The following is an 18934-nucleotide window of genomic DNA, read 5'->3' as shown; positions in this document are numbered from 1 at the left end:
TAGGGGTTTTTATCGGATCCGGCGCGCGCTCCGAGCAAAATGCGCGCGCCGATATCGGGTCAGGCTTTGAGACGGGAAAGAGCGCGCGGGACCGCGCGTTGCGGCGCTACGGCGTCAGGCCGGCAGCGCCAGGTAGCTGGCTACCAGCCGGGTCATCTCGCCGGGCAGCCGTTCGTCGTCGAGCGGCAGCGGGCCGGCGTCGTTGAGGATGGCATTGACCACGATGCTGAACACGGCTTGCATGGCAAAGCGCACGCGCATCTCCGCCTGCTCCGGCGGCACCGGCATGCGCGGCACCAGCAGCGCCACCATGCGTTCCACCACGTCTTGCCCGCTTTCTCGATGCGGCAGCCACTCTTCCGGGCGCACGGAGGCGTGCTTGAGCGATGCCTTGATCACGCCGCGGTTGGCGTGGCAGCCGAGCACCACGTAGCGCATGATTTTTTCCAGCATCACATCGGTGGGCACGTCTTCCCAGCGTTCCACGCGCAGGTAGCGCGCCACGGAATCGCCGGTTTCCTGCATCACCAGCGCCCGCAGGGATTCGAAGAATGCCTGCTTGTCGCGGAAGCGGCCGTAGAAAGCCCCGACCGACACTTCGCAGGCTGAGGCGATCTGGGCAACCGACACCGCCGAGAAATCCCGCTGCGCGAGCAGCTCGCGGCCGGCGTCCAGCAGGGCCTGCTCGGTCTCGCGCGCACGGCGCTGGCGGGGTGGCTGCAGGATCGACGGGGTCGCTACGGTAGGGAATGCGGAAGTCCCCTTGGACGGCTTGGCGGGGGACGCGGCAGAGGACGAGAGGGCCATGTTAATTCCGTATGCGAATTCTGATTCGGTTTTGTGAACCATATGGTTACCACGGCGTTTCGTCAAGAAACGGTCTACATTTCCAATATGTGGAAATACATTCCGTTCTTTGACACAGAAAATGACGCCGCCCACACTGCGGTGCAAGGAGACAAGATGAACACGTCGGTCGAACAGTTCATAGCCGAGCGCAGGAAAGAGGACCCGTCCTTCGGCGGCTTGCTGGCCAAGGGCTTTGCCTTGCTGCGCTGCTTCATCGACGAGCCGCGTCCGCTTGGCAACGGCGAGCTTGCCGAGCGCCTGCAGATGCCACGCGCCACGGTGTCGCGCATTTGCCGCACGCTGTTCGAGCTGGGCTACCTGGATTGGGACCCCAAGCTCGACAAGTATTTCGTCGGCGCCCAGGTGCTGGCCCTGGGTTATCCTTACCTGGCCGGGCTGCCGGTGCGTCACGTGGCGCGCCCGCTGATGCAGGCGCTGGCGGATCGTATCGAAGGCGCCGTATCGATGGGCGTGGCACATCGGCTGGACGTGACCTACCTGCAGAGCTGCACGCATCACGAGGGCACGGCGGCGCGCCCAGGCGTGGGCGCGGTGCGCTCGGTGCTGAGCACGGCGATGGGCCGTGCCTTCCTGTGCACGCTTTCCAAGAGCGAGTTCGAGCAATTGATGCAGGCCGCGCGCCACGAGCGCGCCGAGGAGTACGCCGCCTGCTACGACACCATTTGCCACAACGTGGCGCATTACCCCAAGCGCGGCTTTGCCATCAATGAAGGCGACGCCGGCAGCGGCGTGCATGGCGTGGGCGTGTACTCGCGCATCGTCTACCTGAACCGCCCGCTGCTGTTCAACTGCGCGATCGCCGGCTCGCAAATGCGGCGCGGCATGCTGGAAAAGAAGATCGCGCCGCTGCTCATGGAGATGACCCGCACCATCGAATCCATGACGGGCCTGCGGCAATAGCCCGCCGGCAGAGCAAGGCACACGAAGCGACACGAACGCATACGAAGCCACACACAGCGCCGCCGCAGGCGCAAACAAGACAAGCCATTCAAGGCCATCCGGAGACAACGCCATGCCCAACCTAGATTTCCTGCTGAAACCGCGTTCGGTCGCGGTCATCGGCGCGTCCACGCAGCCCGAGAAGGTGGGCGGCATGCCGATTCGCCTGCTGCGCGAGCTCGGCTACGCCGGGCGAATATTTCCCGTGCACCCCACCGCCGGCGAGATCCAGGGCTTGCCCGCTTACGCGACGCTGGCCGCGATTGGCCAGGGCGTCGACCTGGCCATCGTGGCGGTGCCGGCGGTGGCAACGGAATCCGTGATGGCGCAACTGGCGCGAAACGGCACGCGCGCCGCGATCTTCTTCACGTCGGGCTTTGCCGAAGTGGGTGATGAGGGCCTGGCCATGCAAGTGGCGCTGGCCGAGAGCGCGCGCCGCCACGGTGTGGCCCTGCTCGGCCCCAATTGCCTGGGCGTGATGAATCTGCGCGAGCGCATGTTTGCCACCTTCTCGCCAATCCCGCTGACTGGCGTGCCGCCTGCGGGCGACGTTGGGCTGGTCAGCCAGAGCGGCGCGTTCGGCGCCTACGCCTTTGCGCTGGCGCGCGAGGCCGGGCTGGGCCTGAGCCATTGGGTGACCACGGGCAACGAGGCCGGCCTGCAGGTGGCCGATGTGATCGAGTGGATGGCGCAGGACAAAGATACCCGCGTGATCCTGGCGTATATGGAAGGCTGCCGCGATGGCGCGCGCTTGCGCCAGGCGCTGGCCGCCGCGCGTGCCGCCGGCAAGCCGGTGGTGATCACCAAGGTGGGCACCACCGAGGCAGGCGCGCGTTCGGCGCAGTCGCACACGGCTAGCCTGGCAGGAGAAGACGCGGTGTATCAGGCGGTGTTCGACGAGTACGGCGTGCATCGTGCCCATACGCTCGAGGACTTCTTCCGCCTCGGCTACACGCTGTCGCGCGGGCGCCGGCCGGCGCGCTGGGACAGCCCGAGCGGGTTGATGGCCGACGCGGTGGCGCCGGTGGCCATCGTCACCGTGTCCGGCGGCGTCGGCATCATGATGGCTGATCGCGCCGAAGAGCTTGGCATGCCCATGCCGCCCATGCCCGCGGCGGCCGCCAAGGCGCTGCGCATGAGCATCCCCTTTGCCAGCACCGCCAACCCGATCGATGTGACGGGGCAGGTGGTGGCCCAGCCCGCCGTGTTGCTCGACGCGATGGCCGGCGTGGCCACCTGCGGCGAGTACGGCAGCGTGGTGGCCTTCCTCGCCGGTGGCGCCAACGCGCCGCGCTTGTGGGAAGAACTGCAGCGCACCATCGGCGCGCTGCATGAGGACCAGCGCGCCGCGCCGCTGCTGCTCTCCGGCGTGGTCGACGACGACAAGCGGGCGTGGCTGGAAGCGCATGGCTGCTTGGTGTTCCGCGAACCGGCACACGCCATCGAGGCCGTGGCCGCGCTGGCCCGCGCGGCAGCATGGGAAGCCGCCGCGAGCACGCCAGTTGCCGAGGCCGCGGCGCCGGTCGCCGCGCTCCTGCGCGATGTGCCGGACGATGCCAGGGCGCTGTCCGAGTTCGACGCCATGCGGCTGCTGGCGGACGCCGGCGTGCCAGTGGCCGCGCACGGACTCGCGCGTGACGCTGATGCAGCCGTGGCGCTGGCGCAGCGCATCGGCTACCCGGTGGCGGTAAAGCTGTGCTCGGCACAGGTGCTGCACAAGAGCGACGTAGGCGGCGTGGCGCTCAACCTGACGGACGACGCCGCGGTGCGCAAGGCCTTTGCCGCGATGCAGGCGGCGCTGGCACGTGCCGACGCCAGCCTGCCCTTCGAGGGCGTGCTGGTGGCCCGCATGGTGCGCGGCTGGGGCGAGTTGATGGTGGGCGTGCGCCGCGATCCGGTGTTCGGGCTGGTGGTGCTGGCCGGCATCGGCGGCACCGCCGTGGAGATCTTCCGGCAGATGGCCTTCGGCCTGGCGCCGCTGTCGCCCGAGCGCGCCCGCGCCATGCTCGAGCGCAGCCGCGCGGCGGTGCTGTTCGCCGGCCATCGCGGCAACCCGGTGCTGCCGCTGGCGCAGGCAGCCGACTTGCTGGTGCGCGTGTCGAAGGTGGCCGCGGCGCTGGGGCCACGGCTCGACACACTGGAGATCAACCCGTTCATCATCGGCGCCGATGGCGCAGTGGCGGCGGACGCCGTGATCACCTTGCTGCCGGCGGGCGGACCGGGGGCATGACCGCGATGGCGTAGCAAGGAAGCTTGATCCCACCGCGCCACCCGATGCCGGCACAGACCGGACGCGCGGATGGGCAACCACAACTGGAGACAACCATCATGCATTTACAAGCCGCAAGGACCGCGCGCGCGCCGGTGGCGGGCGCTCTCGCTGTCGTGATGCTGACGGCGCTGGCCGCCACACCGGCCCACGCCGCACCACCGCAAGCCACGACATACCCTGACAAACCGATCCGCCTGGTCGTGCCCTTTCCGCCGGGCGGCGGCACCGACGTCATCGGGCGGCTGGTGGCCGCCAGGCTGTCGACCGCGCTGGGCGGCACCGTGCTGGTGGAAAACGTGGCGGGCGCCACCGGCACCATCGGCTCGGCCCAGGTGGCGCGCGCCGCGCCGGATGGATACACATTGTTGCTCGGCATCTCTGCCACGCATGCCATCGCGCCGGCGATCTTTCCCCGTCTGCCCTACGATCCCGTGCGCGATTTCGTGCCGGTGGGCCGGCTGGCCTACGGCGGCAATGTGCTGGTGGCTGGCCCGGCGTTCACGGGCAAGGACCTGCCGGCGCTGATTGCAGCCTCCAAGCGTCCAGGCGCTGACCTCACCTATGGTTCCTGGGGCCCCGGCTCGGGCGGCCACCTGGCCGGCGAGAGCCTCAATGTCAGCAGCGGCATCCATCTGCGCCACATTCCCTACAAAGGCGTGAGCCCGATGCTGACCGATGTGATGGGCGGCACGCTGCCGGTGGCCATGTCCGACCTGGCCGGCACCTTGCCGTTGATCCGCAGCGGCAAGGTCCGGGCGCTGGCGGTGACCGGCTCGGAGCGCTCGGTGGCGCTGCCCGATGTGCCCACCTTCGCCGAGTCAGGCGTGCCGTTGCGCATCGACAGCTGGTATGCGTTGTTCGCGCCGGCCCGCACGCCGGCCCCGATCCTAGACCGCCTTGAGCGCGCGGTCGACGCCATCATGGCCGAGCCCGCCATGCAGGCGCAGGCCGCCACGCTGGGCATGCGCTTCACCCCGCAGCCGCGCGCCGCCTTTGCCGCCCAGATGCAGGACGACATCCGCGCCTGGGCCGCCCTTGTCAAGTCGAGCGGCGCCGCCCTCGAATAACCCGCCAGGAGCCAACGCACATGAACATGAACCCTCCCGCCGCCACGCACGCCAGCCCTCAGCAGGCGCTGGTCGCCGGCGCAGCACTGCCGCTGGTGATCTATGGCTATGCGCTCATCGAGACGCTGCGCACCTGCCGCCTGCAGACCTCGGTTTGCGCCGCCACCGGCTATGGGCGCGCGCCGATGAACACGTTGTCCGCCAGCGAGCGCCAGTGGACGCATGAGGACCGCGACATCGTCACCCCGGCCAACGACCTGCTGTACTTCTGCGGCTGGGTCAACCTGGCCGATGGTCCGGTGACGCTGCGCATTCCGCCGCTGCCCGACGCGGGCCGCTACTACGTGACCGAGCTGCTCGACGTGCACACTAACAACTTCGAGAACCTGGGACCACGCAATGTCGCTGCCGAAGGCGGCGAGATCGAGCTGGTCGGCCCGGGCCAGAAGGCCAGCGGCGCGCATGCGGTGTCATGCCCGAGCTCGCTGGTCTGGCTGCTCGGCCGCGTGCTGGTGCAGGGGCCGGATGACCTGGCGGTGGCGCGTGCCTTTGAGCAGGGCTTCGCGCTGACCAGCACGCCGGGCGCGGCGCGTCCGCGCTGCGTGGACCAGTGGCACGACAGCGGCCGGCCGGCGCTGGACTTCTTTCACAACCTCTTCAACGCGCTGCGCGAGTTCCCGCCAGCGCCCGAGGAACTGGGCATCCTGACGCTGTTGCGCAAGGCCGGCATCCGGCTGGAAGACGAGACCGATATCGCGGCGCTGCGCCCGGCCATCGTGGCCGGGCTGGAAAGCGCCTACGCGCAAGGCATGGCGGTGATCGAGGCCCATACCCGCAGCCAGGGCCGCAAGAGCTGGGGCTACAGCCTGAAGCTGGGCATGTACGGCGACGACTGGCTGCAGCGCGCCTGCACCGCGATGAAGGGCCTGGGCGCCCTGCGCGCGGACGAGGCGATCTACGCCATGGCCGATTTCGATGCCGACGGCGCGCCGCTCGATGGCCGTCGCCGCTACGAGCTGCGCTTCGCGCCCGGCATGCTGCCGCCCGCGCAAGCGTTCTGGTCGGTGTCGCTGTACGGCGAGGATCGTTATTTCAGCGCCAACGAGATCGGCCGCTACGCCGTGGGCGACCGCACGCCGGGCTTGCGCATGGAAGCCGATGGCAGCCTGGTGATTCCGATCTCGCACGCGCGAGCGCAGCAGCAGGAGAACTGGCTGCCCGCGCCTGCCGGCTCGTTCTACCTGATCCTGCGGCTCTACCATCCCGCGCCGGCTTTCCTGCAAGGCCAGTACACCATCCCGGCCGTGCGCCGCATCGATTGAGCCAACCAGGTTATGGAAGCCACCATGTCCACCATGCACCAGACCTTATCCGGCGTGCCCGCCGCGCCCGCCCTCGACGCCATCCGCTACACGCTGCCCCTTTACGAAATGGCGCGCATGCGTGCTGCCACCTGCCCGCGCCGCAACAGCGCCGGTGAGTTTGCCGCGCAGCAGCCCGATGCCCCGGTGCGCTGGATCAATCATTTCATTCACACGCGCCAGTTGCTTGGCCCGCAGCATCGCCAGGTGGTCACGCCCAATAACGACACGCTCTACAGCAACGCGTGGCTGGACCTGTCGCAAGGGCCGCTGCTGCTGGACGTGCCCGACAGCCTGGGCCGCTACTATGTGCTCGGCCTGCTCGATTTCTATACCAATCCCTTTGGCTATATCGGCACCCGCACCACGGGCAACGGGCGTGGCCGCTTCCTGCTGCACGGCCCGCGCTGGCAGGGCGACGTGCCGGCGGGCGTCACCGCCATCGCCTGCCCCACGGATGCGGTGTGGCTGCTCGGCCGCGTGCTGGTGGACGGCGAAGCCGACCTGCCGGCCGTGCACGCGCTGCAGGACCAGTTCCGCCTGAGCACGCTGGCCGGGACGAGCGCCGCGCGGGCCTTCGATGTGCGCATGCAGCCTGGCGAGCATCTGGGCGATCCGCGCCGCTATGCCGAGGTGGTCAACCAGGCGCTGCGCGAGAACCCGCCGCCGCAGGCTGAGGCAGCGCTGGTAGCAGGCTTTGCGCCTTTGGGCATTGGCGCGGATTGCGATGCGGCCGCGCTTGGCGACGATGCGCTTGCCCGCCTGGGCGACGCCATTCAGGCCGTGCTTGCCGAACTGGCGACGCCGCTGCCGTCCGACCTCGGCGGTGGCTGGACCCTGCCGGTGGAAATCCGCGAATCGTTCGGCACGCGTTTCGCCGAGCGCGCGCTGGTGGCGCGCAACTATATCGGCGCGCTCGGCGTGCAAGAGGCAATGTATGTGATGGCCGACCGCGACAGCGAAGGCGCACCGCTCGATGGCCGCGTCGGCTACGAACTGGTCTTCCCGGCCGATGCGCTGCCGCAGGTGGGCGCGTTCTGGTCGCTCACCATGTATGACAAGGCCGACTGCATGCTGGTCGATAACGTGCTGGGGCGCTACTCGCTGGGCGACCGCTCGCCTAGCCTGCGCTACGCGCCGGACGGCAGCCTGCGGCTGCGGCTGTCGGCCACGCCGCCGGCAGACCCGTCGGACGAAGGCAACTGGCTGCCCGCGCCCGCCGGCCCGTTCTACGTGACGCTGAGGCTCTACGTGCCCCAGCCCGCGCATCTCGACAAGACCTTTGTCTATCCGCCGATCCGCCCGCTGGCGGGTGCTGCCGTTGCGGTCAAGGAGCCGTCATGACATTGAATTCGCACAAGCGCAGGCTGATGCTGCGCGTGGCCGGCAACGCCGCGCTGCTGGCCGCGGGCTGCGGTGCGCTGGCGCCGGCGCAGGCCGAGGAATTTCCGTCGCATCCGGTGCGGCTGGTATCGCCCTACGGCCCGGGCGGCTCCAACGACATCTCGGCGCGCCTGCTCAGCGAGGGGCTCAGCCGCAAGTACAAGCAGCAGTTCGTGGTGGAGAACAAGCCCGGCGCCGGCACGCGCGTGGCCAACGAGCAGATCGCGCGCGCCACGCCGGACGGCTACACCCTGTTATGGGCGGCGGCGCCGTTTGCCATCAACGCGGCGGCAGGGCTATCCCAGCATTACGACATCCACAAGGACTTCGTGGCAGTAGGACCACGCGTGCTCGGGCCGATATTCCTGATCGTCAACGCCGATTCGCCGGTGCGCACGGTGGCGGATTTCGTGCGCATGGCGCGTGATAAGAAGGACGGCGTGACTTTCGCCTCGCCGGGCATCGGCTCGGGGCCGCACCTGACCGCCGAGCTCTTCGCCGCCCAGGCGAAATTCAAGGGCCTCAACGTGCATTACCGCGGCGACTCCACGGCCTACACCGAGTTGCTTGCGGGGCGGGTCGACGCGACGTTGACCGCCATCACCACGGCGCTGCCCTTTATCAAGGCCGGCAAGCTGCGCGTGATCGCGGTGTCCGCCGAGCAGCGCACGCCGGTGTATCCGGACGCGCCCACGTTCGGCGAGCAAGGCTATCCCGGCGTGGTGGGTTACGGCTGGTTCGGGCTGATGGCGCCGGCGGGCACGCCGCCGGCGATCGTGCAGCAGCTCAACCGGGACGCCAACGCGGTGCTGGCCGATGCGCAGACGCGCAGCAAGCTGATCGGCCTCGGGCTGCAGCCGGAGGCGGGTGACAGTGCATCGTTCGCGCGCTTCGTCGATGCCGAGGTGGCCAAGTGGGGGCCGTTGATCAAGTCGGCGGGGATCAAGCTGGAATAGGAAGCGCACGGGGGCACACGGGGGCACGGATGGGACCACTGCAGCCATGTCCCCTATGTTGTATCCAGCATACGTTTACGGCCCTCGGCAATATGTGCTTCAAACTGCTCTGCGCCGAGGGTTTGCACGGCCAACCCGCGCGGCAGCTTGGCGCATGGGGCAGCGACCGCCCCGCAGGTTAGGCAACCGGCACTCCGCTGGCGCATGCGCCGCTGTTCAAGCACGGGCAATTGCCCTATCGTGACGACCTTCCCCGCCAACTCTGTGCGCGGCGATTTCACCGTCTTGTCCCGTCTTGCCGCGGATTGCCCAGGTTTGTCCATGTCCCGCTCTCTATCACGCATCGCGCGCCGCTTGCGCACGCTGGTGTCCGGTTGTCAGGTGCTGCCGATGCTGCTTGCATTGGCGGCGCTAGCCTTGGCGCCGCAGCCTGGCAGGGCCGCGGATCACCCGGCGCAGCCGTCCAGGCAATCCACCGCCGACATTGCCACGGACGTTGCCACCGACGTTGCCGAGGAAGCCGTCCCCCCAGCCGCGCCGGGCAAGCGAGCGCGGGTGTGCCTGGTGCTGTCCGGGGGCGGTGCGCGCGGCTACGCGCATATCGGCGTGATCCGGGCGCTGGAGAAAATGCACGTGCCGATCGACTGCATCGCGGCCACCAGCATGGGCGCCGTGGTGGGCGGCTTGTACGCCAGCGGCTTGTCGGCGGGCGAGCTGGAGGCCAAGCTGTCGCACATCAACCTGAGCGATATCGCCTTCGACCGCAACGAACGCGCCGAACTGCCGCAGGCGCAGCGCGAGGACGACCTCCAGTATCCGATTGGCATCTCGGCCGGCTACGGTGACGGCAAGATCAAGTTCCCCACCGGCCTGGTCCAAGGCAACCGCCTGCTGGCGCTGCTGCAGAACCTGACCCCGCATCTGCCGGCCGACGACGCCTTCGACAAGCTGCCGACGCCGTTTCGCACCATCGCCACCGACCTGGGCACCGGCGCCCCTGTCGTGCTGGACCACGGCTCGCTGCCGCGCGCCATTCGCGCCAGCGTGGCCGTGCCGGGATTGTTTGCGCCGATCAAGGTGAACGGCCGCGTGCTGGTCGATGGCGGCCTGGTCAGCAACCTGCCGGTGCAGCTCGCGCGCGACATGGGCGCCGACGTGATCATCGCGGTCAATATCGCCTCGCCGCTGGATGACCCCGAGAGCCTGGACTCGCCGGCGGCGGTGACGCAGCAGATGGTCACCATCCTGACCAACCAGAACGTGGCCGCGCAAAAGGCACTGCTCAAGCCGGGCGACGTGCTGATCGAGCCCCAGCTGGGTGACTTATCCTTCACCGACTTCTCGCGCGCCAACGACGGCATCCAGGGCGGCTGGAACGCGGTGCTGGCGGCCGAGCCCAAGCTCGCGTCGCTGACGCTGCCGGAGGACGCCTGGCAGAGCTACCTGGCGGCGCGCAAGAGCAGCCAGGCGGTGGCGGGCCCGGTGCGCATCGATGCCATCCAGATCCAGTCGCACGGCCGCATTCCAGCCAGCTTCGTGCGCAAGTACCTGGGCGTAAACGAAGGCGACACCTACGACGCGGTCACGCTTAACCGCGAGATGGCGCAGCTCTCCACGTCGGGGGATTTCGAGAGCGTGGCGCAGGAACTGGTCACCGAAGACGGCCGCAATGTGCTGAAGGTCGAGGCGCAGCAGAAATCCTGGGGCCCGCAGTTCCTGCTGTTCGGCTTCGGCGTGTCCAACACCTTCAACGGCCAGGGCGGGTTCAACCTGCAACTGGGCCATCGCTATCCGTGGATCACGCCCGGCGGGCTGGAGTGGCGCAATGACATCGTGCTGGGCAGCACCCAGGCCAAGTGGCACACCGAGCTGCGCCAGCCGGTGTTCGACAGGCTGGGCTTCTATGTCGCCCCGTACGCGGAATACGGGCGCAAGCGCGTCGATCTGTACGGCGACACCGCGCCCAACCGCAATACCGATCCGCTGACCGCCTACCAGATCGAGACCGCCGTCGCCGGCCTGGACCTGGGTGTGCCGCTGGGCCGCCTTGGCGAGTTCCGCGCGGGCGTGAACTACCAGCAGGTCAACTACTCGGCCGTCTATAACCTGCCGATCAGCACTGGCCGGCTGTTCCCGCACGCCCGCGTACGCCAGCCGACCATGCGCGCCCAGCTCACCATCGACCAGCTTGATGACCCGCTATTCCCGCGCACCGGCTACTACCTGCTGGCGACCAATGAGCTGGCCTTTGGCGGCACCGACAACCGCTTCAACGATGCCCATGCCAAAGCGCTCTGGGCCACCAGCTACGGCCGGCACACCCTGAACCTGGCGGCGGAGGCCGCGGCCACCTATGGCGATCACCGCAGCGACAACAGCGTCAGTGGTGGCCTGGGCTTCACGCTGGGTGGGTTCCAGCATCTTTCGGCCTACGCGCAGGACCAGTTCTCCGGCAACTACCTGCTGTATGGCCGCCTGACCTACCTGAACGACCTGCACGAGTTCATCCTGCCCGGGCTGCGCACCACCGTGGTGGGCGCCAGCCTGGAGGCGGGGGACGTCTGGCTGCGGCGCAAGAATTTCGGCAATGGCCCGTTCAAGACCAGCGCCAGCCTGTTTATCGGCGGCAATAGCGCGATCGGCCCGCTGTACTTCGGCTTTGCCGCGGCGCCGCAGGGGGTGTGGAACCTGTACCTGCAGCTAGGCCGCGTGTTCTAGCCCGCGGGCGCCGGCAGGGGCTCGGTGGCGCTCACCGCGTTGTCGGCGCTGTCGGCCGGCCGGAAGGTCACCGCGCTGATGCGCCCGTTGCGCATGCGCAGGGTTTGCGTGCCCTGGCTGTGCCGGGCCTCGCCGTTCATGACGGAGGAGGCCGAGACGTCGATCTGCGCGGTGGCGCCCTCGATGCGCGGCGGTGCGGTGATGGCGATGCGTACCGTCTTGCCGGCGATTGCCTCCAGCTTGGCAAACATGCCGATGACGGCGTCGCGGTCGTCATAGCTGCCCGCCAGCGGATGCTCGCCCTGGTGGCGCCAGCGCACGCCGGGCTCCAGCAGCGGGAACAATGCTTCGAACTGTCCGCTGGTGAGGGCCTGCAGGTATTCGTTCACCACGGCGGCGACGGCTTCCTCGGTCATCGGCACTTCCACCCTGGCCCGCGCCGGGCGGCGCGCCTGCGCCGGGTCGAAGCCAAGGAACTCGAGCACGTTGCTGACCACCTGCTCGCGGTCGTTATCCACACAGATCATGTGATAGCTGTTTTCCACCACCACCTTGCGCACGTCGGGGACCGTGGCTTCCAGGAAGTCGGCCGAGCGCAGGCTGGTCAGTTCGTCCTCGCGCGCGTTCACCACCAGCGTGGGGCAGGCGATGCGGTGGGCGCCGTTGAGCACCCAGCCGCGCAGCCGGTCCACCTGCCGGATGCAGGCCAGCGGCACCCAGCGGTAGTGGAAATTGTCGCCGCGCTCGAACTTGGCTTTGACGATGGCGCGCACGAGGTCGTTCTTGATGCCGAATGGCTCGTCTTCCTCCACCCGCATGCGCGCTGGCAGCGTGGGGATGTGATAGACCAGGTGCCGCAGCGCGCGGTACCAGGGCGTGGACCAGCCGTCGATATAGACCGGGGCCGCCAGCGCGATCAACCGGCCCTTGGTGTGCTGGCGGCGCTCGGCCAGCGCCAGGGCCAGAAGCCCGCCCAGGCACATGCCCATGATGTGAAAGGTTTCGTACTGCCCGGCCAGCTCATCGTATGCCTGCGTGACGGTGTCGAGCCATTGCTCGGCCCGCACGGGCACCAGGTCCTCGGGTGTGCCTGCGTGTCCTGGCAGCGTCACCGCGTGGGTTTCCACCCCGGCGCGCCGCAGGGCCTTGTGCATCGGGCCTAGGTCGAACTGCGTGCCGCCCAAGCCGTGGATGAGCAGGGCACCCGTGCCGCTGCTCTTGAGAGCCGTCATGCTGCGTCCCGCTCCTCGATCAAGGCCGCGCCTTGCAGGCGCCATGCGCCGGCAATGACCGCGACGGTCTCGTCGCCGTCCAGCAGCGGGCTGCTCATATCCAGCACCATGGTGCAGTCGCCCGCGGGCAGCATCAGGCGAAAGAGCAGGTCGGTGCGGGTTGCGCTACCCCCGTCGCCCCCCCCGTCGCTGTCGCCGTCGCCGTCGCTTTCGCGCAGCCAGCGGTCGCGCACCCGGGACCGGTCGTCGGGATGCACGTGAGCCAGTACATTGTCGAGATTGCCGAAGGTATCTTCTCGTACCCCCAGCGAGCGCTCCACGTCGCCGCTCCAGCGCAGCGTGCCACTGCGCGGGTCCAGGCAATACACCAGCTGGCCGCTGGCCGCGAGCGCCAGCTTGACATCGTTCTGGCGCTGCGCCGACTGCAGGTGCAGTTGCTCGCGGCTGGTGCGCAGCGTGCTGATCAGCAGCGTCAGCAGGGCGGCTACGGCCAGGTATAGCTGGGCCTCCATCAGCGAGCGGCCATGGTGCGCCGCGCTTTCGGCGAACGGGCCATCGCCCTGGCCGGTATTGACCAGCACGAACAGCGCCAGGATCGCCACCGCGACGGAGCCGCCCCGGCCGCCCCACAGCAGCGTCACTACTGCCGCGAAGAACAGGGGGATATAGGTCAGCGCAAACACCACGCCGGCAGGCAGCGGGCCCAGGCTCTTGTTGTCGAAGATAAAGAAGGTGGTCAGCACGAGCGCGGCGAACGCGCCCAGGCCGAACAGGAAATCGCCGCCGCTCATGCCACCTGAGCGCATGGCGCGAAAGCGCGACCAGCCCGCCAGCACCGGCGTGACGATCAGCACGCCCACCAGGTCGGCCGCGGCCCAGACGCGCGCGGTGCGCCAGAACGGCACGTCCTGCATGATCGTGAACCAGCCCGCGCCTACCGCCGCGCTGGCTGCGCTGCTGACCACGCCGGCGATCAGCAAGCCGCGCACGAAGGCCAGCCCTTCGAGCGAGAAGTGCGTGCGCCTGACCAGCGCCACGCCCACCGCCGCAAAACCGATCTCGTCGAGCGAGAACAGCATCAGGCGCAGCGTGTCGCGCCCCTCCACCCAGCCCAGCAGCATCTGCGCGGCGAAGAACGCCAGCCCTACCGGCAGCCAGCGCGGCATCGGCGTCAGCATGAACGCGGCCACGGTCACGCCGGCCGGCAGCCAGATATAGCCAGTGGCGGAGAACGGGCCGTTGAGCTTGTGCGAGATGTAGCCGGAGCAGAAGTACAGTGCCGCCCACAAAAACAGGACGACGGCTCGGTTGGTTGGTTTCACGTTGGCTTTCCTTGGCTGATGCCCGGGCACGGATGCGAGGCCGGCGCGCAGCGGCCAGCCGTTATCTGAACGCGCCAGGCCGGTAAGCGGCTGACGCCATGGCGCGGCCGGGCAGGGGCATCATAAGCCTGCACAGGGATTTCTAGCATGGCGCCATGTAATAAATTCGTCACAATTAAGGGTGTTCGTGGGTGTCCGGCCACGAGCCCGGCCAGGACTTGCCCCGGTGCACGCCGGCAATGCAAGGCCGCAATATAAACGAGGAGAAAAGACCTGATGGCGAAGTACACATTAAATAACCGATTCCTGCCCGGCTTGCCGATGCTGCTGGCCTGCGCCGCACTGCCCCTGGCACTGGGCGCGGCCCCCGCTGCCGCCGCCTGGCCGGAAAAGCCGATCCGCCTGGTGGTGGGCTTCCCGCCGGGTGGCCCGGTCGACACCCACGCCCGCCTCCTCGCCGAGAAGCTGCAGCCGATCCTGGGGCAGTCCGTGGTGCTGGACTATAAGGCCGGCGCGGCCGGCAACATCGGCTCGGATTCCGTCGCCAAGGCTGCACCGGACGGCTACACGCTGCTGCTGGCCAATACCGGCCAGATGGCCATCAATGGCGCGCTCTATCCCAAGCTGCCGTACGTGATGCCGCGGGATTTTGCGCCGGTGGCCCGCACCGCGCTGATTCCGTTGGTCATGGTGGTCAATAACAACGTGCCGGCCCGCAACCTCAAGGAATTCATCGGCTATGCGCGCGCCAATCCCGGCAAGCTGAATTTCGCCTCGGGCGGCAACGGCGGCATCTCTCACCTGATGCCTGAGATGTTCAAGCAGGCCAGCGGCACGTTTATCGTCCACATTCCCTACAAGGGCAGCGCCCCGGCGCTGACCGACGTGATGGGCGGCCAGGCGCAGATGATGGCCGACTCGATCCCGCTGTTCACGCAATACATCAAGGCCGGCAAGGTGCGCGCGCTGGCGGTGACGTCCAAGCATCGCTCGCCCGCCTTGCCTGACGTGCCGACCATGGAAGAGGCCGGGCTGAAGAACTTCGAGGTGGTCGGCTTCTACGGCATGCTGGCACCCGCTGGCACGCCCAAGGAGGTGGTGGCCAAGCTGTCCGGCGCGCTGCAGACCGTGCTGGGCGAAGCCGATACCCGCGCCAAGCTGGAGCAGCAAGGCGCCGAGGCAGCCTGGCAGGGCCCGGAGGCCTTCGGCCAGACCATTGCCGCCGAGCAAAAGCGCTGGGGGCAGGTGATCAAGGCTTCGGGCGCGAAGATCGACTAAGCGGGCCCTGACGCATCGGCCGGTGTGGCAAAAGGCCGATGCGCGGCTGGGCTCAGGCGGCGACGATCAGGATCGGGTGGTATTGCGGCAGCCTGGCATCGTCCGTGAGCAGCACCATGGCCTCCTGCAGCGCTTGTGCAACCAGCATGCGATCGAATGGGTCCTTGTGGTTGGCAAAGGCCGGCAGATTGTCCACCGCACACGCGTGGGCAGCAGTGACGTCGAGGAGTTTGTAGCCGCACAAGCGGAAAACAGCAGCGGCCTGGCCACCGTTGAACAAGTCCAGCTTTCCCAACCCAGCCTTGATGGAAATCTCCCACACGCTGGCAGCGCTCACATAAATCTCATTGGAAGGCTCTGCGATCATCGACCGGGCTTTGGCCGACAGACGTGGATCGTTCAGGCTCGCCCAGATAGCGATATGCGTATCGAGCAGCACCTTCACGAGTGGTCACTCTCTGTCCCGTTCTCGAAAAGCGATGCCACGTCCGCATCGAGTGCATTCCATTCCTCCAGGCTGACAGATGGAAACTGGCCGAGCAGCGCAAGCCCGCCGCCGATTCTCCTGGAAACGTCCGGCTCGCCGATGGGCACCAGCTTGGCGGCGGCCTTGCCATTGCGCGCAATGACGATGACATCCTGCGCCCCGCTTTCCAGCGACTCCACCAGCCGTGACAATTGGCTTTTGGCATCGTGCATGTTGATCGTGAGCATGTGGCTATCCCAAGTTAGCTAATCTGATGGGCTAAGTATAGGCTCGCTGACGAGGCAAGGCAACGCGCATATCAAGGTCAGCCACAGGCCGGCAGCTAGTTTAGTTACCACTGCGCAAGCGACGCGCCCAGCCTGTCCGCTGGACGGTCCCACACCATTGGCGCACCCTGCACAGTTGCTGGGGACCTGAGCCGTCGCGCAGGTCCCCAGGCGGTGGCTTCAATCGCTTCTGCCAGGTCTGCCGGGGCTTCAGGCGGGAACAGCGTTGCTTCGTCTTGCGCGCCCGCCACCAGAAGATGCGCCGTGCGTGCCAGCGAGGCCCGCACCTCGCAGCCGGCGCCGGTCGTCAGGCGCTGCGCCAGCCCGCGGATGGCCGCTGTTGCCATCAGGTAGCCGGTGGCGTGGTCGATGGCCTGCACCGGCAGCGGCTTGGGATGGTCCAGGCCTGCGGCGCGCATGCCCGCGTCGGCAATGCCGGTGCTCATCTGGATCAGGCTGTCGAAGCCGCGCCGCCCCTTCCAGGGCCCGCTCCAGCCGTAGGCATCGAGCGACACATCCACCAGCGCGGGATTGATCTCGCGGCGCCGCTGCGCGTCCAGTCCAAGCCGCGCCAGGGCTTCGGGACGGTAGCCGTGCACCATCACGTCGGCCTGGCTCAGCAACTGCTCCAGCACCTGCCGGTCCGCCGCGCTTTTCAGGTCGAGCCGGGCGCAGCGCTTGCCGAGCACCACTTCCGGCACGGTGCCTGGCTCTTCCCAGCCAGGCGGGTCGATGCGGAGCACATCGGCGCCAAAGCCGGCCAGGAAGCGGGTGGCCACCGGGCCCGCCAGGATCCGCGTCAGGTCGAGCACGCGGATGCCGCGCAACGGGCGATCCGGGGCGATGGCCCAGGCCGGCCGAGGCCCCGCAGCGCACGTCGTCCAGTGCATCAGCGGTTCGCTGTTGACGGCGATCCCCTGCGGATGGACTGCCCATTCGGCCTCGGTGCGCATGGCCGCCGAGCAGCCGCCGTTCTCGACGATGGCAGCTTCCAGCGCGCTGGCTTCCCATCCGGATACGGCCCGGGCAACGGCGGCCTTGTCCGCTTGCGCCGCCACGCCAAGCACGGCGAGGGCAGCGTCGCGGTGATGCGGGGCGTTGGTATGAAGACGGATCCAGCCGTCCTTGGCCCGGTAGTCGCCGGCAACCGGGTCCCATTGCGGCGGCAATTCCCAGCCCTGCGGCCGCAGCGATGTGCCGAACCATAGCGAGGCGAGACGTTGATCTGCCTGGACATGCGGCGCTAGCCCGCAGGCCTGGCGGATCAACTCGGCAATGGCCAGGGCGGCTGCGCCGACGGCGGCGGTGGCCAGGGCGGTGACGGGGAAGACGGCGGGCAAGTGACCGGCACCGGCCACGGCAAACTGCTCCAGCGACGCGGCGTCCCCGTGCACGCTGCGCCAGATCTCACCAAGGAAACGGGTGGCGGCTGTCGTGGGACTCGCGGCTGAAAGCATGGATTCTCCGGGGGCAGGCATGGCGCTCTCTCTTTTTGGGGCAGGAATAAGTGCTTTGCAGCATAGGCTCCTTGTTTTAATAGTCAATATTGATTAACTTAATCAACTTATTGATCGATTTCGTCGCCCGTGCCCCGCTACCTGACTTCCTCCGAAGCCGCCGCCCAGCTTGGCGTGTCCCGCCAGACGCTCTATGCCTATGTCAGCCGTGGCTTGCTGCACGCGCACGATGGCGAAACCCACCGCGAAAGCCGCTATCTCGCCGACGACGTTGCGCGCCTGGCCGGCCAGCGCACGCGCGGCCGCAAGCCTCGCGAGGTGGCCAAGGCCACGCTGAGCTGGGGTTTGCCGGTGCTGGAATCGGGGATCACCTTGATTGAGGACGGGCGGCTTTACTACCGGGGCATGGATGCCGTTGCACTGGCCGCGTCGGACACCGTGGAAGCGGTAGCCGCATTGCTGTGGCAGTGCCCCCAGGACGCGGCGTTTGGCGCAGCGCCGCTTGCGCCGGCGCACCTCGCGGCAATGCAGGCGGCCTTCTCCGGGCGCCGCAGCGAGCAGTCGCTGCTGCCGCTGTTTACCATCGCCAGCGAGGACGACCCCACGGCGCAGTGGCAAAGGTCACCGCAACGCCTTGCCGAGGGCTGCGGCGTGCTGGTGCGTCTGCTGGCGGCCTGCCTGCTGCACACGGCGCCCGCCAGCGCGCCGGTCCATCGGCAATGCGCCAGCGCCTGGCAAGTGGACGAGGAAGGCGCGGACCTGATCCGCATGGCGCTGGTGCTCTGCGCGGACCATGAGCTGAACGCGTCGAGCTTCACGGCCCGCTGCGTGGCGTCCACCGGCGCCAGCCTGCGCGCGTCCGTGGTCGCTGGGCTGGCCGCGCTGACCGGCGGGCTGCATGGCGGGACCACCGCCCGCGTGGAGGCTCTCTGGGACGAACTTGGCGAGGCCCCGCCCGCATCGAAGCTGCGCGAGCGGCTTGCCCGCGGCGAGAACCTGCCGGGGTTTGGCCATCATCTCTACCCCGCCGGCGACGTCCGCGCCGCCGGCCTGCTGGCGCGGATACTCCCGCATCACCCGCAATGGCAAGCGATCATCGACGACGCTTTCGCGCTGGTGGGGCAGCGGCCATCGATCGATTTTGCGCTGGTGGCGCTGCGCCGGCATCTGCGGCTGCCGCCCGGCGCGGCCTTCGGCATGTTCGCGCTTGGCCGCTCCATCGGCTGGATCGCGCACGCGCTGGAGCAGCGTGCGGATGCCGAGCTGATCCGCCCGCGCGCCGCGTACGTTGGCCCGCGCCCCGGCTAGCCTGGGCGCGGGCCGCAG

15 protein-coding genes are annotated in these 18934 nt (G+C 68.3%); 9 read left to right on the top strand and 6 right to left on the bottom strand.

Translation table 11 applies throughout. From position 1 onward, the window contains the following. Positions 1-114: 114 nt before the first annotated feature. A complete protein-coding gene (locus tag F7R26_RS34645) occupies positions 115-807 on the bottom strand; it encodes a TetR/AcrR family transcriptional regulator (RefSeq protein WP_150985274.1) in 693 nt (230 codons plus the stop codon). A gap of 156 nt (positions 808-963) precedes the next feature. On the opposite strand from F7R26_RS34645, the gene F7R26_RS34640 reads away from it, so the two are divergent. The 7 genes from F7R26_RS34640 to F7R26_RS34610 all read left to right on the top strand — a co-directional run bounded on the left by F7R26_RS34640 (position 964) and on the right by F7R26_RS34610 (position 11566). Further along, entirely contained in the window at positions 964-1770 is an 807-nt protein-coding gene (locus F7R26_RS34640; protein WP_150985276.1) for an IclR family transcriptional regulator, read from the top strand. 112 nt (positions 1771-1882) lie between these two features. Further along, entirely contained in the window at positions 1883-4039 is a 2157-nt protein-coding gene (locus F7R26_RS34635; RefSeq protein WP_150985278.1) for an acetate--CoA ligase family protein, read from the top strand. Positions 4040-4137: 98 nt separating this feature from the next. Beyond that, a complete protein-coding gene (locus F7R26_RS34630) occupies positions 4138-5148 on the top strand; it encodes a Bug family tripartite tricarboxylate transporter substrate binding protein (RefSeq protein WP_241754651.1) in 1011 nt (336 codons plus the stop codon). Between the two features lie 26 nt (positions 5149-5174). After that, on the top strand, positions 5175-6470 hold the full coding sequence (locus F7R26_RS34625; protein ID WP_150985321.1) for a DUF1254 domain-containing protein: 1296 nt from the start codon (positions 5175-5177) through the stop codon (positions 6468-6470). Between the two features lie 24 nt (positions 6471-6494). Continuing rightward, entirely contained in the window at positions 6495-7853 is a 1359-nt protein-coding gene (locus F7R26_RS34620; RefSeq protein WP_170301821.1) for a DUF1254 domain-containing protein, read from the top strand. Then, entirely contained in the window at positions 7850-8848 is a 999-nt protein-coding gene (locus tag F7R26_RS34615) for a Bug family tripartite tricarboxylate transporter substrate binding protein (protein WP_150985282.1), read from the top strand. The genes F7R26_RS34620 and F7R26_RS34615 overlap by 4 nt, the downstream gene beginning before the upstream one ends. Before the next feature lie 390 nt (positions 8849-9238). Next, complete coding sequence (locus tag F7R26_RS34610; protein ID WP_150985322.1) at positions 9239-11566, top strand: patatin-like phospholipase family protein; 2328 nt, start codon at positions 9239-9241, stop codon at positions 11564-11566. On the opposite strand, the gene F7R26_RS34605 is transcribed toward F7R26_RS34610, so the two are convergent. Both F7R26_RS34605 and F7R26_RS34600 read right to left on the bottom strand, forming a co-directional pair. Then, positions 11563-12798 (bottom strand): alpha/beta fold hydrolase, encoded by a 1236-nt coding sequence (locus tag F7R26_RS34605; protein ID WP_150985284.1) that lies wholly within the window; start codon positions 12796-12798, stop codon positions 11563-11565. The two genes, F7R26_RS34610 and F7R26_RS34605, sit on opposite strands and share 4 nt — an antisense overlap. Then, the gene (locus F7R26_RS34600; protein ID WP_150985286.1) at positions 12795-14120 is read right to left on the bottom strand and encodes an MASE1 domain-containing protein; all 1326 of its coding nucleotides are present in this window, start codon (positions 14118-14120) and stop codon (positions 12795-12797) included. The genes F7R26_RS34605 and F7R26_RS34600 overlap by 4 nt, the downstream gene beginning before the upstream one ends. Before the next feature lie 276 nt (positions 14121-14396). Here F7R26_RS34600 and F7R26_RS34595 point away from each other — a divergent pair, with 276 nt between their 5' ends. Beyond that, a complete protein-coding gene (locus tag F7R26_RS34595; protein WP_150985288.1) occupies positions 14397-15398 on the top strand; it encodes a Bug family tripartite tricarboxylate transporter substrate binding protein in 1002 nt (333 codons plus the stop codon). Positions 15399-15450: 52 nt separating this feature from the next. Here the strand turns inward: F7R26_RS34595 and F7R26_RS34590 are convergent, their stop codons facing one another. The 3 genes from F7R26_RS34590 to F7R26_RS34580 form a co-directional block, all read right to left on the bottom strand. After that, positions 15451-15843 carry a type II toxin-antitoxin system VapC family toxin gene (locus tag F7R26_RS34590; RefSeq protein ID WP_193692213.1) on the bottom strand — a complete coding sequence of 131 codons (393 nt, stop codon included), beginning with the start codon at positions 15841-15843 and terminating at the stop codon, positions 15451-15453. After that, positions 15840-16112, bottom strand: a complete 273-nt coding sequence (locus tag F7R26_RS34585; RefSeq protein ID WP_150985290.1) for a type II toxin-antitoxin system Phd/YefM family antitoxin — start codon at positions 16110-16112, stop codon at positions 15840-15842. Before F7R26_RS34585 ends, F7R26_RS34590 begins: the two co-directional genes overlap by 4 nt. A 104-nt stretch (positions 16113-16216) precedes the next feature. After that, on the bottom strand, positions 16217-17629 hold the full coding sequence (locus F7R26_RS34580; RefSeq protein ID WP_150985292.1) for a CoA transferase: 1413 nt from the start codon (positions 17627-17629) through the stop codon (positions 16217-16219). Between the two features lie 108 nt (positions 17630-17737). On the opposite strand from F7R26_RS34580, the gene F7R26_RS34575 reads away from it, so the two are divergent. Beyond that, a complete protein-coding gene (locus F7R26_RS34575) occupies positions 17738-18916 on the top strand; it encodes a citrate synthase family protein (RefSeq protein ID WP_150985294.1) in 1179 nt (392 codons plus the stop codon). Positions 18917-18934 lie beyond the last annotated feature (18 nt).

Source organism: Cupriavidus basilensis (assembly GCF_008801925.2).
GTDB classification, from domain to species: domain Bacteria; phylum Pseudomonadota; class Gammaproteobacteria; order Burkholderiales; family Burkholderiaceae; genus Cupriavidus; species Cupriavidus basilensis.
This window is presented reverse-complemented; position numbering and strand designations above follow the sequence as displayed.